This window comes from Pseudomonas sp. FW305-96 (genome assembly GCF_058783825.1).
Genome location: NZ_JBYSYW010000035.1, coordinates 17,317 through 37,615 on the forward strand (window position 1 = coordinate 17,317; position 20,299 = coordinate 37,615).

At 64.3% G+C, this 20,299-nt stretch carries 20 protein-coding genes; 12 read left to right on the plus strand and 8 right to left on the minus strand.

The window, feature by feature from the left end:
- Positions 1–101 precede the first annotated feature (101 nt).
- The 11 genes from sctW to AC3WL2_RS21705 all read left to right on the plus strand — a co-directional run bounded on the left by sctW (position 102) and on the right by AC3WL2_RS21705 (position 9,218).
- Positions 102–950, plus strand: a complete 849-nt coding sequence (sctW, locus tag AC3WL2_RS21655; protein WP_102684888.1) for a type III secretion system gatekeeper subunit SctW — start codon at positions 102–104, stop codon at positions 948–950.
- Positions 931–1,215, plus strand: a complete 285-nt coding sequence (locus AC3WL2_RS21660; protein WP_102684889.1) for a TyeA family type III secretion system gatekeeper subunit — start codon at positions 931–933, stop codon at positions 1,213–1,215. The genes sctW and AC3WL2_RS21660 overlap by 20 nt, the downstream gene beginning before the upstream one ends.
- 2 nt (positions 1,216–1,217) lie before the next feature.
- Positions 1,218–1,589, plus strand: coding sequence for a type III secretion system chaperone family protein (locus tag AC3WL2_RS21665; protein ID WP_158247518.1), 372 nt, complete (start codon positions 1,218–1,220; stop codon positions 1,587–1,589).
- On the plus strand, positions 1,586–1,951 hold the full coding sequence (gene sctX / locus AC3WL2_RS21670; protein ID WP_158247517.1) for a type III secretion apparatus assembly protein SctX: 366 nt from the start codon (positions 1,586–1,588) through the stop codon (positions 1,949–1,951). Before AC3WL2_RS21665 ends, sctX begins: the two co-directional genes overlap by 4 nt.
- Positions 1,952–1,955: 4 nt before the next feature.
- Entirely contained in the window at positions 1,956–2,285 is a 330-nt protein-coding gene (gene sctY, locus AC3WL2_RS21675) for a type III secretion apparatus assembly chaperone SctY (RefSeq protein WP_102684891.1), read from the plus strand.
- Positions 2,282–4,381 carry a type III secretion system export apparatus subunit SctV gene (gene sctV, locus AC3WL2_RS21680; RefSeq protein WP_102684892.1) on the plus strand — a complete coding sequence of 700 codons (2,100 nt, stop codon included), beginning with the start codon at positions 2,282–2,284 and terminating at the stop codon, positions 4,379–4,381. The genes sctY and sctV overlap by 4 nt, the downstream gene beginning before the upstream one ends.
- Positions 4,382–4,636: 255 nt before the next feature.
- Positions 4,637–5,491: a virulence-associated V antigen gene (locus tag AC3WL2_RS21685; RefSeq protein ID WP_158247516.1), complete on the plus strand. Its 855-nt coding sequence runs from the start codon at positions 4,637–4,639 to the stop codon at positions 5,489–5,491.
- 8 nt (positions 5,492–5,499) lie between these two features.
- The gene (locus AC3WL2_RS21690) at positions 5,500–5,997 is read left to right on the plus strand and encodes a SycD/LcrH family type III secretion system chaperone (RefSeq protein ID WP_102684894.1); all 498 of its coding nucleotides are present in this window, start codon (positions 5,500–5,502) and stop codon (positions 5,995–5,997) included.
- A complete protein-coding gene (gene sctE / locus AC3WL2_RS21695; protein WP_158247515.1) occupies positions 5,987–7,153 on the plus strand; it encodes a type III secretion system translocon subunit SseC family protein in 1,167 nt (388 codons plus the stop codon). Before AC3WL2_RS21690 ends, sctE begins: the two co-directional genes overlap by 11 nt.
- 13 nt (positions 7,154–7,166) lie before the next feature.
- The gene (locus tag AC3WL2_RS21700; protein ID WP_102684896.1) at positions 7,167–7,988 is read left to right on the plus strand and encodes a hypothetical protein; all 822 of its coding nucleotides are present in this window, start codon (positions 7,167–7,169) and stop codon (positions 7,986–7,988) included.
- Between the two features lie 72 nt (positions 7,989–8,060).
- On the plus strand, positions 8,061–9,218 hold the full coding sequence (locus AC3WL2_RS21705; protein ID WP_102684897.1) for a hypothetical protein: 1,158 nt from the start codon (positions 8,061–8,063) through the stop codon (positions 9,216–9,218).
- 69 nt (positions 9,219–9,287) lie between these two features.
- On the opposite strand, the gene AC3WL2_RS21710 is transcribed toward AC3WL2_RS21705, so the two are convergent.
- The 6 genes from AC3WL2_RS21710 to trhP all read right to left on the minus strand — a co-directional run bounded on the left by AC3WL2_RS21710 (position 9,288) and on the right by trhP (position 15,436).
- Entirely contained in the window at positions 9,288–10,280 is a 993-nt protein-coding gene (locus AC3WL2_RS21710; protein ID WP_102684898.1) for an alpha/beta fold hydrolase, read from the minus strand.
- Positions 10,281–10,350: 70 nt separating this feature from the next.
- Complete coding sequence (locus AC3WL2_RS21715; RefSeq protein WP_102684899.1) at positions 10,351–10,788, minus strand: YqaA family protein; 438 nt, start codon at positions 10,786–10,788, stop codon at positions 10,351–10,353.
- Complete coding sequence (locus tag AC3WL2_RS21720; RefSeq protein WP_102684900.1) at positions 10,788–11,216, minus strand: DUF411 domain-containing protein; 429 nt, start codon at positions 11,214–11,216, stop codon at positions 10,788–10,790. The genes AC3WL2_RS21715 and AC3WL2_RS21720 overlap by 1 nt, the downstream gene beginning before the upstream one ends.
- Positions 11,217–11,387: 171 nt before the next feature.
- The gene (locus AC3WL2_RS21725; protein WP_102684901.1) at positions 11,388–12,293 is read right to left on the minus strand and encodes a copper resistance protein B; all 906 of its coding nucleotides are present in this window, start codon (positions 12,291–12,293) and stop codon (positions 11,388–11,390) included.
- Entirely contained in the window at positions 12,286–14,022 is a 1,737-nt protein-coding gene (locus AC3WL2_RS21730; RefSeq protein ID WP_102684902.1) for a copper resistance system multicopper oxidase, read from the minus strand. Before AC3WL2_RS21730 ends, AC3WL2_RS21725 begins: the two co-directional genes overlap by 8 nt.
- Before the next feature lie 79 nt (positions 14,023–14,101).
- Positions 14,102–15,436 carry a prephenate-dependent tRNA uridine(34) hydroxylase TrhP gene (gene trhP / locus AC3WL2_RS21735; RefSeq protein ID WP_102684903.1) on the minus strand — a complete coding sequence of 445 codons (1,335 nt, stop codon included), beginning with the start codon at positions 15,434–15,436 and terminating at the stop codon, positions 14,102–14,104.
- Positions 15,437–15,559: 123 nt separating this feature from the next.
- Here trhP and AC3WL2_RS21740 point away from each other — a divergent pair, with 123 nt between their 5' ends.
- On the plus strand, positions 15,560–16,624 hold the full coding sequence (locus AC3WL2_RS21740) for an AI-2E family transporter (RefSeq protein WP_102684904.1): 1,065 nt from the start codon (positions 15,560–15,562) through the stop codon (positions 16,622–16,624).
- A gap of 24 nt (positions 16,625–16,648) precedes the next feature.
- Here the strand turns inward: AC3WL2_RS21740 and AC3WL2_RS21745 are convergent, their stop codons facing one another.
- Both AC3WL2_RS21745 and nuoN read right to left on the minus strand, forming a co-directional pair.
- Positions 16,649–18,700: a TonB-dependent receptor family protein gene (locus tag AC3WL2_RS21745; RefSeq protein ID WP_102690706.1), complete on the minus strand. Its 2,052-nt coding sequence runs from the start codon at positions 18,698–18,700 to the stop codon at positions 16,649–16,651.
- Between the two features lie 129 nt (positions 18,701–18,829).
- On the minus strand, positions 18,830–20,299 hold the full coding sequence (gene nuoN / locus AC3WL2_RS21750) for an NADH-quinone oxidoreductase subunit NuoN (protein WP_102685131.1): 1,470 nt from the start codon (positions 20,297–20,299) through the stop codon (positions 18,830–18,832).

Here is a 20,299-nt window from a genome sequence, read left to right on the forward strand (position 1 = left end):
CGCCTGGCGACAGGCTAAAAAGAAGCGGCCAGTGGCAACAGTGGGGCGCAGGGCTTACCTCTAGCATGGCGCTCATTCTTTGATGCGACGACGAGGTGGGGATGAGCGAAGGCGTCGGCTTTTTACGCAGTGAACCGGGACTGGCCATGCTGCCCGGTTGGGAGGCACAGGGGCAGCCGGTCCTGCAAGCGCGGCAGGTGGCGCCGATGGCGCAGCAGGCCAGCATGGCGGAGGAGGTGTCCATGGCGTTCTCGTCACTGGCCAACGCGCGGCTCAGTACCCGCAGCCGCGTCACCGATGCGCGCCAGCTGGGTTTGCGCGCGGGCCAGGAGGCCGAGGCCATGCTGGCCAAGGTGCCGGATGTGCAGCGTCGATCACTGGATGAGCTGGTGGCCTGGTTGCGTCAGCACCCTCAGCTGACTCCGGGTGAGCTGCAGGCCCGCCTGGATGGATTTTCTGCTGAGGCCTGTCATCGCTACCTGGCGTTGGCCTATGCCCGCGACGCGTTGGGCACGACGGTCGATGCGCATGGCTTGGCCGGCAAGCTGGACCAGGCCATGGCAGCCTTGACGCAGACCCATGGCCAGGCGATCGAGTTGGGCATCGAGATCGGTCCGCTGGCCCAGGCAACGCAGGCGCAGGGGGTGGCCGAAGTGGTGGCGTTGCGCGGCGTGTACTGCGATTTCCTGTGCGATTATCGCGGGCTCAGGCATGCCTGGGATGAGCTGCGTGCGCGCTTTGGCGATGCCGCCATCGACGACATCGCGCAGTTCATGCTCAACGGCCTGGCCAGCCATATCAATGGGCCGTCCTCGAGCCTGGACAGTAACCGGCTGCAACAGGTCATCAGCGACATGAAGCTGGTGCAGGCGCTCAAGAAACTGGAAGGCGACACTGTCGCGCTGTTCCGCCAGCTTGCCGGAGAGTCCAGTGGCGTACGGACCTTCTGACCTGGTCAGCGACTTGCTGGCGTTGATCGACAAACGCTGGGCGACGGTGCAGGACATCCAGCGCCTGCTCGCGGCGTTGCCGCTTGGCCCGCAGGTGCAACGTATCCAGTGCCTGCGGGAGTTGCAGCGGATCTTCCGACTGCTGCCCGTGCAAGTATTCAGCGACGAGGCGCAACGCGAGCATCTGTTGGCAGTCTGGCAGTTGGCCATGGACCAGGCCGTCGACGATGAGGAGGCGATGCTGTGCGGCGCGCGGGAGGCATGAGCATGGGCTTTTGCACGGCAGCCGTGGCCCAGTTCTGTCGCGACTTGGGTGTGGCGCCAGCGCAACCGCAGGAACCTTTGCTGCGCCTGGAGTTGCCAGGTGCAGGCGTTTTGCAGCTCGAACGGCTAGCAGGGCAGTTGACGCTGTGGCTGGATTTTTCCGTGCACGGGGCGATGTTCGAGCGCGCCATGCGGTGTGCGCTCAGGCAGGTGTACGAACACCAGGCCTGTGGTTGCCTGCTGCGCTGTGGTCTGCTTGCCAACGATCGTCTGGTGCTGCTGGCAGGCCTCGACGAACACGGTTTGACCGAGCAGGCCTTGCATCGGGCCTATCGCTTGCTGACGCGGGTACGCACCGAGGTGTTGGCAGCATGAGCGTTGTCGACCTGGCCGGGCAGGCCCATGATTTCTCGCTGTCGTGGGCGCCAGCCGACGCGGTGCTTGCCCAGCCAGGATGCGACGCTCTGCCTATGCCGGGGCAGCCGGTGCAGGCGCACTTGCTTGAGCTGTACCCGCAGCATCAGGCGGAACGCCTGCGTCTGGCGTACGCCAGGCCCGAACATGAACTGCGCAGCCTTTACAACCCGCAGCATTTCACCCAAGCACTGGGCTCGCTGGTGGAACAGCTGCTTGCCTCGCAGGCCCCCGGGTGCCCAGAGGCGGCGGCACTGGTGCAAGCGCTACTGGCCGACCGCCGTACGCTGGAGTGCTGCGTTAACGTCCTGCTCAAGGTGTGAATACATGAAATTGTCGAACGAACAGCAGGATGTCTTGCAGTTGTTGGCCTGGTTGCATCTGCAATGCGGTTGGCCCGAACGGGCGCGGGTGTTGCTGGAGGTGCTGTTGCGCGCCGATCCCCAGCATCGCGCCGGGTGTCGAGCCGCAGTGGTGGTGGCGCTGGAGCTGGGCGATTGGGCGGGGGCCGAACGTCAGTGCCTGGCGCTGCGTGACGCGGGCGAGCTGCAGCCGCCCTTGTGGCTGTGCCTGAGCCAGGCACAGCAAATGGCCGGCCGATTGGAGCAGGCCCAGGCCACCTATGCCGAGTACCAGCGGCGCAAGGCATGCCCATGAATCAGCTGTCCCGAATACTTGGCCAGATCGGCGCCCGCAAGGACCTGATGCTGGCCGTGATGTTGCTGGCGGTGGTGTTCATGATGATCCTGCCGCTGCCGCCCCTGCTGCTGGACTTGCTGATCGCCCTGAACATCACCATCGCCGTAGTGCTGCTGATGATGTCGGTGTACGTGGTCTCGCCGCTGCATTTCTCGGTGTTCCCCTCGGTGCTGCTGGTCACCACGCTGTTCCGCCTGGCGCTGTCGATCAGTACCACGCGGATGATCCTGCTGGAGGCCGATGCCGGGCAGATCGTGCAGACCTTCGGCGACTTCGTGGTGGGCGGCAACCTGGTGGTGGGCTGCATCCTGTTCCTGATCATCACCATCGTGCAGTTCCTGGTCATCACCAAGGGCGCCGAGCGGGTGGCGGAAGTCAGCGCACGGTTTTCCCTCGACGCCATGCCGGGCAAGCAGATGAGCATCGATGGCGATCTGCGCGCCGGCGTCATCGACGTCAACGAAGCCCATGGGCGCCGTGGCGAGGTGGAGAAGGCCAGCCAGATGTTCGGTGCCATGGATGGCGCGATGAAGTTCGTCAAGGGCGACGCTATCGCCGGGTTGCTGATCATCATCGTCAACCTGCTGGCAGGGCTGGCCATCGGCGTGATGCAGAAGGGCATGAGCGCGGGTGATGCGCTGCAGCTCTACGCGGTACTCACTGTCGGTGACGGTATGGTCAGCCAGGTACCGGCGTTGTTGATCGCCATCACGGCGGGAATCATCGTCACCCGTGACGGTCAAGGCGCCCATGACCTGGGGGCGAATATCGGCAGTCAGGTCATGGCGCAGCCCAAGGCGCTGCTTATCGGTGGCGCCTTGCTGGGGTTGTTCGGTCTCATCCCGGGCTTCCCGACAGTCACGTTCTTCATTCTCGCGTTGATGGTCGGGGGCGGTGGCTGGTGGGCGCTCCGCCAGCGGCGTGTCGAAGAGGCTGACCAGCAGCACAGTGGCGGTCTGCCGGCGTTGCTGGCCAATGGTGCCGGCGCGCCAGCGCTGAAACCCGCAGGCAAGGCGAAGATGGGCGCCGACCCGCAGGCCTTTGCCCTGACGGTGCCCTTGCTCATCGATGTGGACAGCGAGTTGCAAGCCGCCCTGGAGGCCGCCTCGTTGAACGATGAGCTGGCACGGGTCCGCCAGGCGCTCTACCTGGACCATGGCGTGCCGTTCCCTGGTATCCGCCTGCGTTTCAACAGCGCGCTTGGCCCCGGGGAGTACCGCATCCTGTTGCAGGAAGTGCCGGTGGCGCGAGGCAAGCTGATGCCTGGGTGTCTTCTGGTTCAGGAGAAGCTCAGCCAGCTGGAACTTATAGGCGTGCCCTACGTAGAAGGCGAAGCGCTCTTGCCTGGGCGTGCGAGCCTTTGGGTGGAGCAGGACCTGCGTGATCGCCTGGAGCGTGCCGGCTGTGCCTTCCTGGCGGTCGACCAGGTGCTTGCCTGGCACCTGACCCATGTGCTGTGCGAATACGCCGGGGATTTCGTCGGCATCCAGGAGACCCGCTACCTGCTGGAGCAGATGGAGCAGGGCTACGCCGAGCTGGTCAAGGAGGTACAGCGGATCCTGCCATTGCAACGAATCACCGAGGTCTTTCAGCGGCTGGTGAGCGAGGGCATCTCGATCCGCAACATGCGTTCGATCCTTGAGGCCTTGGTCGAATGGGGGCAGAAGGAAAAGGACGTGGTGCAGCTGGCCGAATATGTGCGCAGCAACCTCAAACGCTACATCTGCTACAAGTACGCCAGTGGCCACAACCTGCTGCCGGCCTACCTGCTCGACCCGGCGGTCGAGGAGATGATCCGCAACGGCATCCGCCAGACCAGCGCCGGCAGCTACCTGGCCCTGGAACCTGCGCAGAGCGATGCCTTTCTCGCCCAGGTCAAAGCTGCGGTGGGCAACCTGCATGAAGCCCAGGCAAGGCCCGTGCTCGTGGTGTCCATGGACATCCGGCGCTATGTGCGCAAGTTGGTCGAAGGCGTTTATTCCGACTTGCCTGTGCTGTCCTTTCAGGAGCTCACCACGCAGATCAACATCCAGCCACTGGGTCGCATTGGCTGACGCCATTCTGACGTCAGAAACCGTACCCCTGAACTACAAAATCGCGGCCGGGCCTGACGGAACGACCGCCACCGCCTCAGTAGACTGCATCTGTCGGTACCTCGACCTGGTCATGGCCAGGCTCACCTCGAGACGGGGTAACCAGCCAATCGGAAGCAGATGATGAGCAGTTCTATCGATGCATTGAATCGCCCTGCGCCCTTGCCGCCTGTCGATCGCGTGGGCCCCCCGCCGATCTGGGTGGACATTCAGAGGGTGGAGCGGTTTCTCGAGCAAAACGCGATCACGGCAGCGGATGGTCAAGGCCTGCCTTTGAGCCGCGAGTACCGGCGCCAGGTCATAGAGACCTTGCTGGGCCCCGAGGGGCAGGCGCGATTGGCGCAGAGCCGACCCTACTTCGACAGTCTGCTGCCGCATCCGCTGCCCGACCAGCCTGTCGATGCGCTGATCCAGTTGCTGGAAGCCTATGCGGCGTGGTTGCCGGGCGCACCCGTGCAGCTGGTAAACCTGGGCGAACGGCTACGCATGGACGAGCTGGTAATGGCGGCGATGGGTTTGCGCATGCGCAAGCAGAAAGCCGAGCGTACCGAGCTCAGCGAGCAACTGAAGAGCCTCACCGCGGAGCTGAAGATCTTCAGCGTGATCCAGTCCAAGGTCAACGTGGTCATGGCAGCCAAGGGCACCTTCGATCTTCAGGACCCGGGCTTCAACCTCTTCGACCCGAAGTTGTACGACCTGGATGCGGCTGCCTGGGAAACCAGCCCTGAACGCCGATTGCTTGCTTCGTACGGCAATGCAGCCGTGACGGTGCGGCAGTTCCTGGCAGACACGCCCACTGGCATTTCGCCCAACGGCAGTGATCGTCGTCCACACAGGGTCAGCGGACCGATGGATGGCCTGGAATCGCAATACACCTGGCACAAGGACAACAACCCGCTGGCCAACTTCTCCCAGGCCTTGAGCGATCGCACCCGCATCGTCAACGACAAGGTGACCGAGCAGACCACCCTGCTCAATGACGTGGGGTCGCGGTACACCACCTCCACCGAGGTGATGATGAAGTTCGTCGAGACGTGGTTCTCGATGCTGTCGAAGATTATGCAGAACTGAGGTGATTGATGACTGCAGCACAACAGATAGGCGCCGATGCCATCGAGGCCGAGGCGATCGAAGGTTTCTTCGCTGAGGGCGGCACCTTCGCCATGTTGCGCGGGGTTGGCGCGGCACAGCTTGAAACGCTCTATGCCCAGGCATTCGGCTTCTACCAGGCGGGGCGGTTGGAGGATGCCTTGACGATGTTCAAGGGGCTGGTGGCGCTCGACCACTACGACGCCCGGGCATTTCTCGGGGTGGCAGCCAGCTACCAGGGGTTGGAGCGTTATCAGGAGGCGTTGCCGGCCTACGCCTACGGCGCAATGCTCGCGCCGCAGGACCCACGCTTCTGCTTGCATGCCGCTGAATGCCAGCAGCATCTGGGTGACCTGGTTTCGGCGCGCAGCGGCTACGAACAGGCGCAGGCCCTGGCAGAGAACGGTGAACATGGCGGCCTGGCGAGCAGGGCGCAGGCGCTGCTTGAGGCATTGCGACAGATGGAGGCTACGCGCCATGCGAACTGAACATTTCGCCGCTGAACCACGGGTGATCGCGGCTGCAAGCGAGATTGAAACGCCAGTGACGGGCACTGCCGTCCGCTTGCCAGGCGATACCGGCATGGCCTCGGTAGACACACCATTGCGGCCTGATCGTAGTGTCAGGTTGGACCCTCCGCTGATTCAGGAATCCTTGGCAACAGGACGGCACCTTCACGGCCTGCTCGATAGAAGTGTTGACCCCGGGCGCCTCATGCAGCCGGTATTGGCCACGGTACCCGATGTCGGGGCATTGATACTCGGGCAGCTCGCCGGAGAGATTTCCGATGCCGAGCTGGATATCCGCCTCACTGAACTGCTGAGCCGGTTGGGCGCCCGCCAGACCGAACTCAACCTGCAGCAGGTTCGGCAGATGACCGAACAGAACCGCCAGCAGATGGCCCTCAACGCGCAGAAAATGGCAGAGGTGACCCAGCGCCACCAGGACGCCGGCACGGCGAGTGTTTTTGCCAAGGTCTTCGGCTGGGCAGCGGCCATCGTGTCCATCGTGGTCGGCACGGTGATGGTTGCGACGGGCCTCGGCGCCGTGGCGGGCGCGCTGATGATCGCCGGTGGCGTCATGGGGATAGTGTCCATGTCGTTGAACCAGGCGGCCGAGGACGGGCATATCTCAAAAGAAGTGATGAAGTACCTCGGGCCTGCGCTGATGGCGGTGGAAGTCGCCCTGGCGCTTGCCTCGGTGGTGCTGACCTTTGGCGGCAGCCTTGCGGTGGTCGCGGCCAAAGTGGCCGGCAGGGTGAGTGGCAAGGCTGCGCAGGTTGCCCTGTCGGTGGGCCAGAAAATCCAGAGTGTGGCCTCCAGCGGGGGCTCCTCGGTTGCCAGCGCGGGCGCCCAGGCCAAGCTGCAGATGACCTTGACCGGTGCCGGCATGGCGACCGCCACGCTGTCGGGCGCCGGTGAGGCGGCCAGTTCGGTGATGCAAGGGCTGGCGCTGCGCAGCGAGGCGCAACTGGCCGAAATGCGCCTGGTGCTGGAGCAGGGCCACGGCTATCTCGAGCAACTGGCCAAGGAACTTGAACAACTACTCGCAAAGAAGCAGCAACGCTTCGAGCAACTGCTGGAAATGCTGAGCGCACGTCACAAAGCCTGCGCGGATATCGCCTGTCGAAACGTCATCGCTTGATCAAGGAGCAATCATGAGTCTGTTTATTACCAACATCGATCATTTGCCCGCCCTGGACTCCCCGTCATCGCTCATCGAGGGGCAGAATGCCGCGAAACCCTTGTGGGCGATGCTGGCCATGCCCTGTCCGGCAGCGCAAGCGACGACCGGCGAGCGGCCAGGGCAAGTCGGCCTGGATGCGCCACAGGCGATGCCCAGCAGCCAGGATCTCCAGAGCCTGCTGGCCATTCTCCGCGCTGCCATGCAGGTGCGCGACGGTAACGCGCAAGGGCGCAGAACCCAGGCTGAGGTCAGCGTGCAGGCCAGCAAGGAACAGATCGGCTGGATGAGAACCGCCAGCAACGCGTTGTTCGCCTCGGCGGCTGTCAGTGGTGCCTTGAGTGTTTTCACGTTGGCCAGTGGCACCACCGGCATGCTCCGAAACCTGGGTGATGCGCGCATGATCAAGAGCCTGGAGCAAGCCAGCCATAGCGCCAGGTATGGTCAGCCTGGCAAGGTGACAATGGCCTCGAAAAAGCAGATCGACTCCAATCGTATCGAGGTCACGCATCTGCAGAACGGCATCGATACCCGCAACACCACCCTGCACACGCTCAATGGTGTGGCACAAAGTGGGGCTGCGTTCGGCACCGGCATCGCCCACGCCATCAAGTCGCTGCAGGATGTGTGGGCCAAGGAGCAGGAGCTTGAAGCAACGGTTGCCGGCAACCAGAAGGAACTGTTCCAGCGCTACACCGATGACCTGGCGAAAGTGATCGACCAGGTGCGCCAGCTCATCCAGGAGATCCTGCGTAACGACAACCAGGGGTTCAGGGCCGCGGGCGTTATGGCTTGAGCGCGTCGAGAAGCATGCATATCGACTGAGGACACGGTCCTTTTTACCAGTATTTTGATAGAGGTTTGCAGAGTGATTGAATCGGTTTCCACAGGTTGGGTATGTGCTGCCAGCCTTAACCCACTCAACGAGTGCAGTGACAGCACACAGGTCAAGACCACGGAGTCCGCGCAGCGCCTGGCCCGTCACGAGGAACCGCAGAAACATGGCATCCTGATGCGGCTGTTCATTGCCATTGCCGAATTTCTTGGCTTTCGCACAAGTATGGCGACGGTTGCCAAACAGGCTACGACGTCGGCGCCGGGTGTGATGAGTTCGTTGAACGAGGGGATGGCCAAGGGGCTGCCTGAGGTCATGAGGTCGCAAGCCAGCGGCATAACGGCCAAGCTGGAAAAGCTCTCGCTTGAACAGTTCATGGCCACTTACACAGAGCAGCTGACTGGCAGCAATATCATGCGCAACACCAGTTGCCTGTTCGCGAATGTCGCCATGCTCGGGCAACTCGTCGCCGAGTTGCGGGTAGACACAGGCATCAACAAGCTCGATATCAGCAACGGCTTTTCGTTCATCGAATCGCAGTCCCCGGCCAATATCGAACTGATGCGCAATGATCGACAGGCCGCTGGCAAGGTCCTCGAGGCAGTAGGGTTCCTTGCCGCGCGATTTGCCGAGTTCCCTGACCCTGATCAGGTTGGGGCCGCCGCAGTGGTCACCTTCGTCAAGGATGTCGAAACACAGTTCATCGAGCGGTTTGCGCAACGGCCTGCGCCGCCAGCGGCAAGCACGATCGAAGAGGAAAGCGGGGCGGCGCAGGCCATCGAGCGCGTTGCGCCAACCGATGTACCTACCGATGGCGCAATTGATCCTGCCGAAGTTTTGAAAGAGGTGAAGTTCGGTTTCGGCGCCGACGGCAGTCTACCGAAGCTCGATGACTTCCACGCGGTGATGCAGTCGCTGCAGGACCCTGTGGGCCCGCTGTCTCGACTGTTCGGGCATTTCGAGTCGCTGGCCGGGGAGGGCAGTGTACCCGAGCAAAAGATCGCCGCGATGGTGCTGAAGCACACCGCGCTGGGGCAGACCCATACCTTCGGCGAGCTTTTCGGGCATCTGAAGCAGGAGCCCGCGCCGCTCGCAGGTTTCCGGGCAATCGCGATGACGGATACGCTGGAGAGAAGGTGCAGCTCCGCCGTTCGCCAACTCGAGGCGCTGCATGTGGCTCGCGGGGCCTAGCAGGGTGTTTCACAACTGACTGGTGGTATGTGCAAAACACCACACTAGCGTCAGCACTGGCCTGGGGCCTCAGCGCCCCAGCCAGTCGATCAGCGCCTTGTGGAACCGTCCGGGTTCCTCGATCTGAGGGGCATGCCCGAGCCCTTCGAATGTCACCAGTTCACCGTTCGGAATCAACCCGGCCACCTGCGGTCCCAGGGTCTTGTACCTGCCCAGCATGGCCTTCACCTCGGGCGGGGCGATATCGCTACCGATGGCCGTGGTGTCCTGGTCACCGATCAGCAACAGCGTCGGCATCTTCAGGTCCTTGAACTCGTGCACCACCGGCTGGGTGAAGATCATGTCGTAGATCAGCGCCGAGTTCCATGCCACCGTCTCGTGCCCCGGGCCCTTGTTCAGCCCCGCCAGCATCTGCACCCAGCGCTCGTACTCGGGCTTCCAGCGCCCGGCATAGTAGGTAGCGCGCTCATAATTGCGCACGCCCTCGGCGTCGAGCTTCAGCTCCCGGGCATACCATTGATCCACGGTGCGATAGGGCACTCCCAGGGCTTTCCAGTCCTCCAGGCCGATGGGATTGACCATGGCCAGGCGTTCCACTTGTTGCGGGTACATCAGGGCGTAGCGGGTGGCGAGCATGCCGCCGGTGGAGTGGCCGAGTACGATGGCCTTGTCCACCCCCAGGCTGGCCAGCAACGTATGGGTGTTGTCGGCCAGTTGCTGGAAGCTGTATTGGTAATGTGCGGGTTTGCTCGAGGTGCAGAAGCCGATCTGGTCCACGGCGATGACCCGATAACCGGCCTGGCTCAGCGCACCAAGGGTGGTTTCCCAGGTGGCGGCGCAGAAGTTCTTGCCGTGCATCAGCACCACGTTGTGGCCGTTGGCCTTGCCCTTGGCGGGCACGTCCATGTAGCCCATCTGCAAGGCCTGGCCCTGGGACTGGAAGTCGAAGTGCTGCAAGGGGTACGGGTAGGCGAAGCCTTCGAGTTGCTTGCCGTAGGTTGGCGGTTCGGCGGCGATGGCCGCGCCGGTAATGAGACAGGCCAGGGCAGTTGCGCGCAGCATGGCAGCACTCCGTCCAGTTGGGGAAAGAGCGACTGTAGCAGCCGCTGGCGGTTAGCCGTCGTGAAAGGTGTTACCCGGTATGAAACCATCTCAGGGTGATCATCGCCACCACGATGTAGCGCCCACCCTTGGCCAGGGTGACCAACAACACGAAGCGCCAGAAGGGTTCGCGCATGATCCCGGCGATCAGGGTCAGCGGGTCGCCGATCACCGGCATCCAGCTCAGCAGCAACGACCATTGCCCCCAGCGCTGGTAGCGCTGCTGGGCGCGCTCCAGCTGGCGGGCGCTGAACGGGAACCAGCGCTTGTCGCGCAGGTGCTCGATGGCCCGGCCCAGCAGCCAGTTGACGATGGACCCCAGCACATTGCCGAGCGTGGCGACCAGCAGCAGGGTGGCCCAGGCTTGCGGGTCGCGCAGCAGCAGCCCGACCAGCACCGCCTCCGATTGCAGTGGTAGCAAGGTCGCGGCGCCGAAGGCGCTGAGGAACAGCGCCCAGAGGCTGAGCATCAGTAGTTGGCGACCACGGTGTCGCGGTCGTCCAAGGTCACGCCGATGACCTGGTAGGCGTCCTTGTGGTCACCCATCTCCATGCCCGGCGAGCCCATGGGCATGCCGGGCACGGCCAGGCCCTTGAGGTCGGCGCGGCTGGACAGCAGGCGCACCTGCTCGGCCGGCACATGGCCTTCGACGAACTTGCCGTTGATTACCCCGGTGTGGCACGAGGACAGGCGTGGCGCCACGCCCAGGCGCTGCTTGACCGCGCTCATGTTCGGCTCGACATGGTCGTTGACGGTGAAGCCGCTGTCGCCCAGGTGCTTGATCCACGCCTTGCAGCAGCCGCAGTTTGGGTCGCGGTAGACGTCGATGGTCTCGGCGGCCTGGGCCAGGCCGGTGATGGCCAGCAGGCCAAGGGTGAGCAGGTGTTTGCGCGGCATGGTGAAGCTCCTGTGAAACTAAACATATCTGGTTGATCAGCGCCGACTCTGTAGGAGCGGCTTTAGCCGCGATTATCCGCAAAGCGGGTGCCATACACTGCGGTGCCTCCATCGCGGCTAAAGCCGCTCCTGCAGGGACACCGGCAGCTCATAAAGGACCGGCGTCAAACTTCAGAAACGCAGGCGGACCCCGGCCACCAACCGGGTCTGGCCGATGTCCTCGTCATTTTCTCGGGCCTGGTCGGCGCGGTTGCCGTGCAGGCGGTTGAAGCTGACCCCGACATAGGGCGCGAACGCGCGCGTGATCTCGTAGCGCAGGCGCAGGCCCACCTCGCTTTCGGCCAGCCCCGCGCCTTGTTCGCGCCCGGCGTCGTTGCGCCCGAAGAAGTTGGCTTCGACGGTCGATTCGAGGATCCAGCGATTGGTCAGCAGCATAGCGTAACCGGCCTCCAGGCGCAGCGCGGTCTGCTGCCGCTCGCCGGCATAGGCGGTGGCTTCCAGCTCCAGGCCGTAGAGCGGCGTGCCCTGGATGCCGAAGGCTGCCCAGCTTTGGCCGCTGGCGGGCTTGAAGTCCTGGCGCACACCGCCGACCAGTTCCCACCAGGGGCTGATGGCATGGCCCCAGAGCGCCTGCAGCTCAGCTTTGTGGGTCTTGCCCTGTTCACGCTCACCCTCGCTGCGCAGCCACAGGCGGTCGATATCGCCGCCGACCCAGGCGGTAGCGTTCCAGTTCAGGGCGCCACTGTTTTCGAAGTTCTGGTACTCCAGCTGGTCGACGATCACTGCCCAGTTGGTTGCCCGGTCGTGCACCTGATGCCCTGGCAGGGGCGGGAAGGCGGCGCGGCGGTCGGCGTCGGTGACTACCGGCAAGGGTGTGCGTGGTTGGTCGGGGGGCGTCGCCGCGTGGTTCATCAGGCTGTGGTCCAGGGGCATGCTGCCATGGTTCATCTGGCCGTGGTCCATTGGCATGGCGCCGTGGTTCTTATGGTCCATGCCCGTAGCCAGGGGACGTTCGCTGGCCAGCAAGGCCATCAGTGCGACACCGGTGACGATACGGCGGTTGCAGTTCTCATTCATCGACCCGTACCTCGCGGAACATGCCGGTCTCCATGTGGTAGAGCAGGTGGCAGTGGTAGGCCCAGCGGCCCAGGGCGTCGGCGGTCACACGGTAGCTGCGCCGGCTGCCGGGAGGGATGTCGAGGGTGTGCTTGCGTACCAGGAAGCGCCCTTGTTCATCTTCCAGGTCGCTCCACATGCCATGCAGGTGGATGGGGTGGGTCATCATGGTGTCGTTGACCAGGGTGATGCGCACCCGCTCGCCATACTTCAGACGCAGCGGCTCGGCATCGCTGAACTTGATGCCGTCGAACGACCAGGCGAAGCGTTCCATGTGTCCGGTCAGGTGCAGTTCGATGTCCCGTGACGGTTCGCGCCCGTCCGGGTCGGGGTAGGGGCTGCGCAGGTCGGCGTAGGTCAATACCCGGCGGCCATTGCCGCGCAGGCCGATGCCGGGGTCGGCGAGGTTGGCGCGGGGGGCCATGGTCTGCATGTCCACCAGCGGGTTGTCGGTCTCGCTGGTGGGGTGGCTTTGCATCATGGGCATGCCGGCCATGGCCGAGTGGTCCATGCCCGCCATGCTGCCGTGGTCCATCGCTGGCATGTTCGAATGGTCCATCTGGCCCATGCCGCCATGCCCCATGTCGTCCATGCTCAGCACCGGGCGTGGATCCGGCTCGGGTACTGGAGCCTGCAATCCAGCGGCGCGGGCCAGGGTGCCACGGGCGAAGCCGGTACGGTCCATGCTCTGGGCGAACAAGGTGTAGGCGGGCAGGTCACCCACGGTGACCAGCACGTCATAGGTTTCGGCCACGGCGATGCGTAGTTCGTCCACGGTAACCGGGGTCACCGGCAGGCCGTCGGCGGCGATCACCGTGAGCTTCAGGCCGGGGATGCGAAAGTCGAAATAGGTCATCGCCGAAGCGTTGATAAGGCGCAGGCGCACGGTTTCGCCGGGCTGGAACAGGCAGGTGAAGTTGCCGTCCGGTGGCTGGCCGTTGAGCAGGTAGGTGTAGCCGGCAGCGCTGATGTCGGCGAGGTCGGTGGGGCTCATGCGCATCTTCGCCCAGGCCCAGCGGTTGTCGAGGGTGTTGCGCCAGCCGCTTTCGGCGACATCGTTTATGAAGTCACCCACCGTGCGCTTGTGGTAGTTGAAGGCGTCGGACTGTTTCTTCAGCGTAGCCATCAGCGCTTCCGGCGCCTGGTCCGACCAGTCGCTGAACAGCAGTACATGGTCGCGCTGGTACCTGTGCGGCTCAGGCTCGCGGGGTTCGATGACGATGGCGCCGTACACGCCGGCCTGCTCCTGCAAGCCGGAGTGGCTGTGGTACCAGTAGGTGCCGCTCTGGCGCAGGGTGAACTGGTAGAGGTAGTCGCCGCCCGGTTCGATGCCGGCGAAGCTCAGCCCCGGCACGCCGTCCATGTTGGCCGGCAGGATGATGCCGTGCCAGTGGATCGAGGTGGGCTGGTCCAGGCGGTTGCGCACGCGCAGGGTCACGGTGTCGCCTTCGCGCCAGCGCAGCTGCGGGCCGGGCAGGCTGGCGTTGATGGTCTGCGCGGTGCGTGGGCGGCCGGTGATATTGACCGGGGTCTGGCCGATGAACAGTTCGAACTGCTGGCCACTCAGGTCGTGCAGCGGCAAGCGCCCCTCTGCTGCCTGGGCCAGCGGGCGCCACAGGCCGAGGCCGGCCAGAGCGGTGGCGGCGCCCAGGCCCTTGACGAAGGTGCGGCGGGTTGGAGTCGGTGGCATGGCGTGCTCTCGCTACGAAACTGCCACCATCCTCGCTGCCAGTGCCTGTCAGCTGGCTGAGGCGCGGATTACAGATTTGTCAGGCAGCCGTCTCGGCGCTTTCCAGGTCGCGCATCAGCAAGCCGAACTCCAGGGATACCTGCTCGGGGATCGGCAGGTAGACCACATGGCCATCGCCCGGCGCCACTTCGATGGCCTGCTGCTGACGGTTGCGCAGGCGGTGCAGGTCGAAATGGTAGTTGCCACGCGGAGTCATCAGTTCCAAGTGATCGCCCACGGCGAAACGGTTCTTCACCTTGACCTCGGCCAGGCCATCGACCCGCGCCCCGGTCAGCTCGCCGACGAACTGCTGGCGCTCGGACACCGAGTTGCCGCGCTGGTAGTTCTGGTACTCGTCGTGCACATGGCGGCGCAGGAAGCCTTCGGTGTAACCGCGCTGGGCGAGGGATTCGAGGCTGGCCATCAAGCCGCGGTCGAACGGCCGTCCGGCCACGGCGTCATCGATGGCCTGGCGGTAGGACTGCACGGCGCGGGCGCAGTAGAAGTGCGATTTGGTACGGCCCTCGATCTTCAACGAATGCACGCCCATATGTGCCAGGCGCTCAACGTGCTGGATGGCGCGCAGGTCCTTGGCGTTCATGATGTAGGTGCCGTGTTCGTCCTCGAATGCCGGCATTTCTTCGCCCGGGCGGTTGGACTCCTGCAACAGGAACACCTGGTCGGTGGGCGTGCCGATGCCCAGCGTGGGTTCGAATTCGCGGACGATGTCGCCGGTGGCGTTCTCGGTGGCCGGGGTCGCCTCATACTTCCAGCGGCAGGCATTGGTGCAGGTGCCCTGGTTGGCATCGCGCTTGTTCAGGTAGCCCGACAGCAGGCAGCGCCCTGAGTAGGCCATGCACAGCGCGCCATGCACGAACACCTCCAGTTCCATCTCTGGCACCTGCTGGCGGATCTCCTCGATCTCTTCCAGCGACAGCTCCCGCGACAGGATCACCCGGGTCAGGCCCATGCCCTGCCAGAACTTCACGCTGGCCCAGTTCACCGTGTTGGCTTGTACCGAGAGGTGGATGGGCATCTGCGGGAAATGCTGGCGCACCAGGAGGATCAGCCCAGGGTCGGACATGATCAGCGCATCCGGGCCCATCTCGATCACCGGCGCCAAGTCCTTGAGGAAGGTCTTGAGCTTGGCATTGTGCGGGGCGATGTTGACCACCACGTAGAAGCGCTTGCCCAGGGCCTGCGCCTCCTGGATGCCGAGGGCCAGGTTGGCATGGTCGAATTCGTTGTTGCGCACTCGCAGGCTGTAGCGCGGCTGGCCGGCGTAGACCGCGTCGGCGCCGTAGGCGAAGGCATAGCGCATGGTCTTGAGAGTACCGGCGGGGGCGAGCAGTTCGGGCTTGGCGAGAGAGGTCATGGTGCGCACCGGGGCAAAAGGCGCGGATGCTAAGGCAGCGGCGCCTTGCAAGTATTGATCTGGGTCAACGGCACTTTTACCGATGCGCAGCGCACTAAATGGTTGAGCCCTCGAGGAACGCCGATGAACGAAACCGTACTGCAGAACAAAGCCCTGACCGTGTTGTTGGCCCTGGTGACCATCGCCTTCATCTGGATCATGTTGCCGTATTCCGGCGCGATCTTCTGGGCGGTGATCCTCGGCATCCTCTTCGCACCGCTGCAACGCCACCTGTTGCTGCGCTGTGGCGGGCGACGCAACCTGGCGACGGCGGTGGCCCTGGCCACCTGCCTGCTGGTGGCGGTGCTGCCGGTGATCATCATCAGCGCCCTGCTGGTGCAGGAGGGGGCAGCGTTGTACCAGCGCATCGAGAGTGGCCAGCTGGATATCGCCGGCTATATCGAACGGGGCAAGGACATGTTGCCGGCCTATGCCCAGCATTTCCTCGACCGCATGGGCATGGGCAACCTCGATGGCCTGCGCGACAAGATCACCAAGTGGGCGACCCAGGGCAGCCAGTTCCTCGCCGGCCAGGCGTTCAGCTTCGGCCAGGGCACCTTCGAGTTCCTGGTGAGCTTCGGCATCATGCTCTACCTGCTGTTCTTCTTCCTGCGCGAGGGGGCGGAGCTGGCGCGCAAGGTGCGTCAGGCGGTGCCACTGCCCGAGCAGCAGAAACGCCGTCTGCAGCTGAAGTTCAAGCGCGTGGTGCGGGCCACGGTCAAGGGCAACCTACTGGTGGCGATCACCCAGGGTGCGCTGGGCGGGCTGATCTTCTGGATACTGGGCATTCCCAGCGTGCTGGTGTGGGCGGTGCTGATGGCGTTCCTGTCATTGCTTCCGGCAGTGGGCGCGGGGATCGTCTGGGGGCCGGTGGCGCTGTACTTCCTGCTGACCGGGGCGATCTGGCAAGGGATCGTGCTGACCGCGTTCGGTGTGCTGGTGATCGGCCTGGTGGACAATCTGCTGCGACCGATCCTGGTGGGCAAGGACACGCGCATGCCGGATTACCTGGTATTGGTTTCGACCCTGGGCGGGTTGGCGGTGTTCGGGCTCAATGGGTTTGTGATCGGGCCGTTGATCGCGGCGCTGTTCATTTCCAGCTGGGCGATCTTTGCCTCGACCAAGCCGCAGGTGCAGTTGCCGTCTTGAAGGGGGCGCAAGGCGCCCCCGGGGTCAACGGAAGCTGTAGGAAACCCCGGTATAAACCCCGAACCCTTCCCCCGGCGTCGAGCGGGCGATGTCCTGCCCGGCATCGTTGTACCCCGGCGTCACCGTCGCCGCGTAACGTTTGTTGGTCAGGTTGCGCAGGTCCAGCCAGGTCTGCCAGTCGCGCTTGGGCGAATCCCAGCCCAGGCGTGCGCCGAGCAGTGCGTAGGCGTCGGCATGGTAGCTGTTGGCGTAGTCCACCTGCACCTTGGATGCCATCTGCGTGTTGACTCCGGCGTAGAAACCACTCGGCCAGTCGTAGCGCAGTTCTGCCTGGTAGTAGTGCATGGGGATGCCGGGCAGGCGGTTGTCGCCGAACTTGTCATCGTCGCGGTAGTGGAAGTCGCTGAAGGTGTAGGCCTGGCGCAGGCTGAGCTTGCCGGTGCCGGGTTGTTCCCAGAGGAGGCTGTCCAGGCCGGCTTCGATGCCTTGGTGCACGGTGGGGCTGGCATTGAATTCCTTGAACGGCAAACCTTGTACGACTTCAACGTTCAGCAGCTCATGACGTACCTGGGCGTAGTACCAGGCCAGGTCCCAGCGCCCCAGCGCCGAATCACCGCGGGCACCCAGTTCCAGGGTGGTGGCGGTCTGATTCTGCATCTTCATCGGCTGGTTGGCGACTGGCGCACTCCAGACCAGCGACCACGGGTGTGGTGGCTCCACCGAGCGACTGAGGTTGCCGTAGACCTGCAGGTCCGGGCGGATGTCGTAGCGCAGGCCCAGGCGTGGGGCGTAGTCCCAGTCATGCTGGCTGACCTTGCCGCCACTGGATGGGTAGGTTACGTCGCTTTCGCGGCGGGTGTAGATCATCGCCAGGCCCGTGCTCAGCCACAGGTTCGGAATCAGCTCCAGGTCGTTGCCTGCATGCAGCACGGTATCTGAACCCTGGTAGCTGAAGTCGCGGGTGCGGGCGCCAAAGTTGTCGCCGCCGGGGCGGGCGAACTGCGAGGCGCCGCTGTTGGGCAGGTGCTTGGTGGTGCGCCAGCCTAGCGTGGTCTTGCTGTCATGGCCAAACAGGGTGTCACGACGCAAGTAGTTCAGCGTGCCGCTGACATCGGTGTAGGCGACCTTCAGGCGCATCGGGCCTTCACGCAGGTCCATCGGATAGTCGTGATAGACCAGCCCCGCCTCCAGGCGCGAGTCGTCATCCAGGAAGAAAGTGGTCTTGTTGCCCACCCAGGTGCTGCCCGGTTGCGGGCGGCTGTCATCGCGGGCCAGGTAGGCAGGGTTTGCCGCGCGTGGATCGTGCTTGATCTGGCCTTTGGTCAGGCGTCCGGCCAGATCGTTCTCGGTCTCGCGGTAGCGCAGGTAGAAGCGCGTCTCCAGGTTCGGGTTGAAGCGATAGCCGACGTTGGCGGCAATGCCCTTGGCGCTGCCACTGCTGTGCCGCTGGAAGCCGTCGTACTCGGCGTCGGTAAGCGCTACGTAATAGTCGAGGTTGCCCAGCACCTGCCCGGAGCTGATGTGCCGGCGCTGGTAGCCACGGCTGCCGACTTCGTAGCGCACCTGCAAGGGCGCGGCATCGTAGCCGGTGTGGGTCACGTAGTTGATCGCGCCGCCCAGGGCCAGCGAGCCCTGGTCGAAACCGTTGGCACCGCGCAGCACTTCGGCGCGGCTCAGCCACAGCGGTTCGAACAGCTCATAGGGCGTGCCGCCGGGACCTGTCAGCGGCAGGCCGTCGAACATCGTGTAGACGCCCGAACCGTGGGCACCCGGCGCGCGGTTGATGCCCGAACCACGGATCGACAGCTTGATGCCGTCGTTGCCCGCCGACTGGGCGAACACTCCCGGCTGGTAGGCCAGCACATCCTGATTGGTCGCCACCCGGCCCTGGCCCACCTTGTCCATGTCCACCAGGTTGCTGGCGCCGGGGATTTCACGCAGGTGATCGGCGGCGGCTTCCAGCTCGGACTGTTGATGGTCCTGGATCAGCACCTGGTCGAGTTCGACGCGGTTGGCGGCCTGGGCGGAGCCGGCGACGAACAGGGCCAGCAGGGAGTAGGGCAGGGTGGGGCGCATGGGGACGAGGTTCCAGATCGGGTGCGGGAGTCTGACGCTGCAAAGGGCAGACGAAGCACAGGGGACGATCTGTAGGACCCCAAAAAAACACCCCGCCGAGGCGGGGTGTCTAGTGACGCTGGCAGCCGATCAGCCGATCAGTTGCAAACCAGCCTGCTGCACCATCTCCAGCAGCGGCTGCGGGTACACGCCCAGCACGAAGGCAAGGATCGCGATGGCCAGCAGCATCACGCCGCCGGTGCGCTGTTCCCACTTCAGCGGGGCGTCGTGGCGACGCAAGTTCGGCTCGACCAGGTACAGGGTGACCATGACACGCAGGTAGTAGTACACGCCGATGGCGCTACCGATCACCAGGGCGCCGACCAGCCACCACAGGTGCGACTCGACGCCGGTGGCGATGATGTAGAACTTGCCGATGAAGCCTGCGGTCAGCGGGATACCGGCCAGCGACAGCATCATCACGGTCAGTACCGCGGTCAGGTACGGACGGCGCCAGAACAGGCCGCGGTACTCGTACAAGGCGTCGGCGTCACGGCCGGCGTATGGCGAGGACATCAGGGTGATCACGCCGAAGGCGCCGAGGCTGGTGATCACGTAGGTGACCAGATACACGCCCATGGCTTCCAGGGCCAGGCCCTTGCTGGCGACCAGGGCGATGACCAGGTAGCCGAAGTGGGCGATGGACGAGTAACCCAGCAGGCGCTTGAGGTTGCTCTGGGTCAGCGCCAGCAGGTTGCCGATGATGATCGACGCCACGGCGATGACTGCCAGTACGGTGCTCAGTACGCCGCTGCTGGCGGCGGGGGAGAGCATGAACAGGCGCACGACCACGGCGAATACCGCGACCTTGCTGGCAGTGGCCAGGAACGCGGCGACCGGCGCCGGGGCGCCTTCATACACGTCCGGGGTCCACAGGTGGAACGGCACCAGCGACAGCTTGAAGGCCAGGCCCACCAGCATCATGCCCAGGCCCAGTTGCGCCAGCAGGCTTGGCATGCTGGTAGCGGCCAGGGCCTTGCCCAGCTGGTCGAAGGTCAGGGCGCCGGCGTCGGCATACAGCAGCGCCATGCCGAACAGCAGGAAGGCGGAACCGGCGGCCGACAGCACCATGTACTTGATGCCGGCTTCCAGCGAGCGCTTGTTGAAGAACGCATACGCCACCAGGCCGTAGACCGGCACCGACAGCAGCTCCAGGCCGATGAACAAGCCGGCCAGGTGGTTGGCGCTGACCAGCACCAGGCCACCCAGTGCCGACATCAGCAGCAGCAGGTACAGCTCTTCACGGTTGCCCGGGAAGCCTTTGGAGCCTTCGCCGAGGTAGGCGTGGGCGAGGGTGACGCAGGCCAGGGTGGCCACCAGGATGATCGCCATGTACAGGCAGGCGAACTTGTCGATGGTCACCAGCGAGGTCACCGCCAGGGGCGCGACCTTCAGCGCCGGCAGGATCGACAGCAGGGCCAGGTTCAGGCCCACGGTGGACAGCAGGAAGGTCTGCGAGTGGTTGCGCTTCCAGGCGATCGCCAGCATCACCACCACCGTGGTGATGGTGGTGATCAGCATCGGCGCCAATGCGATGAAGTGTTGAGTGGTGAATTCCAT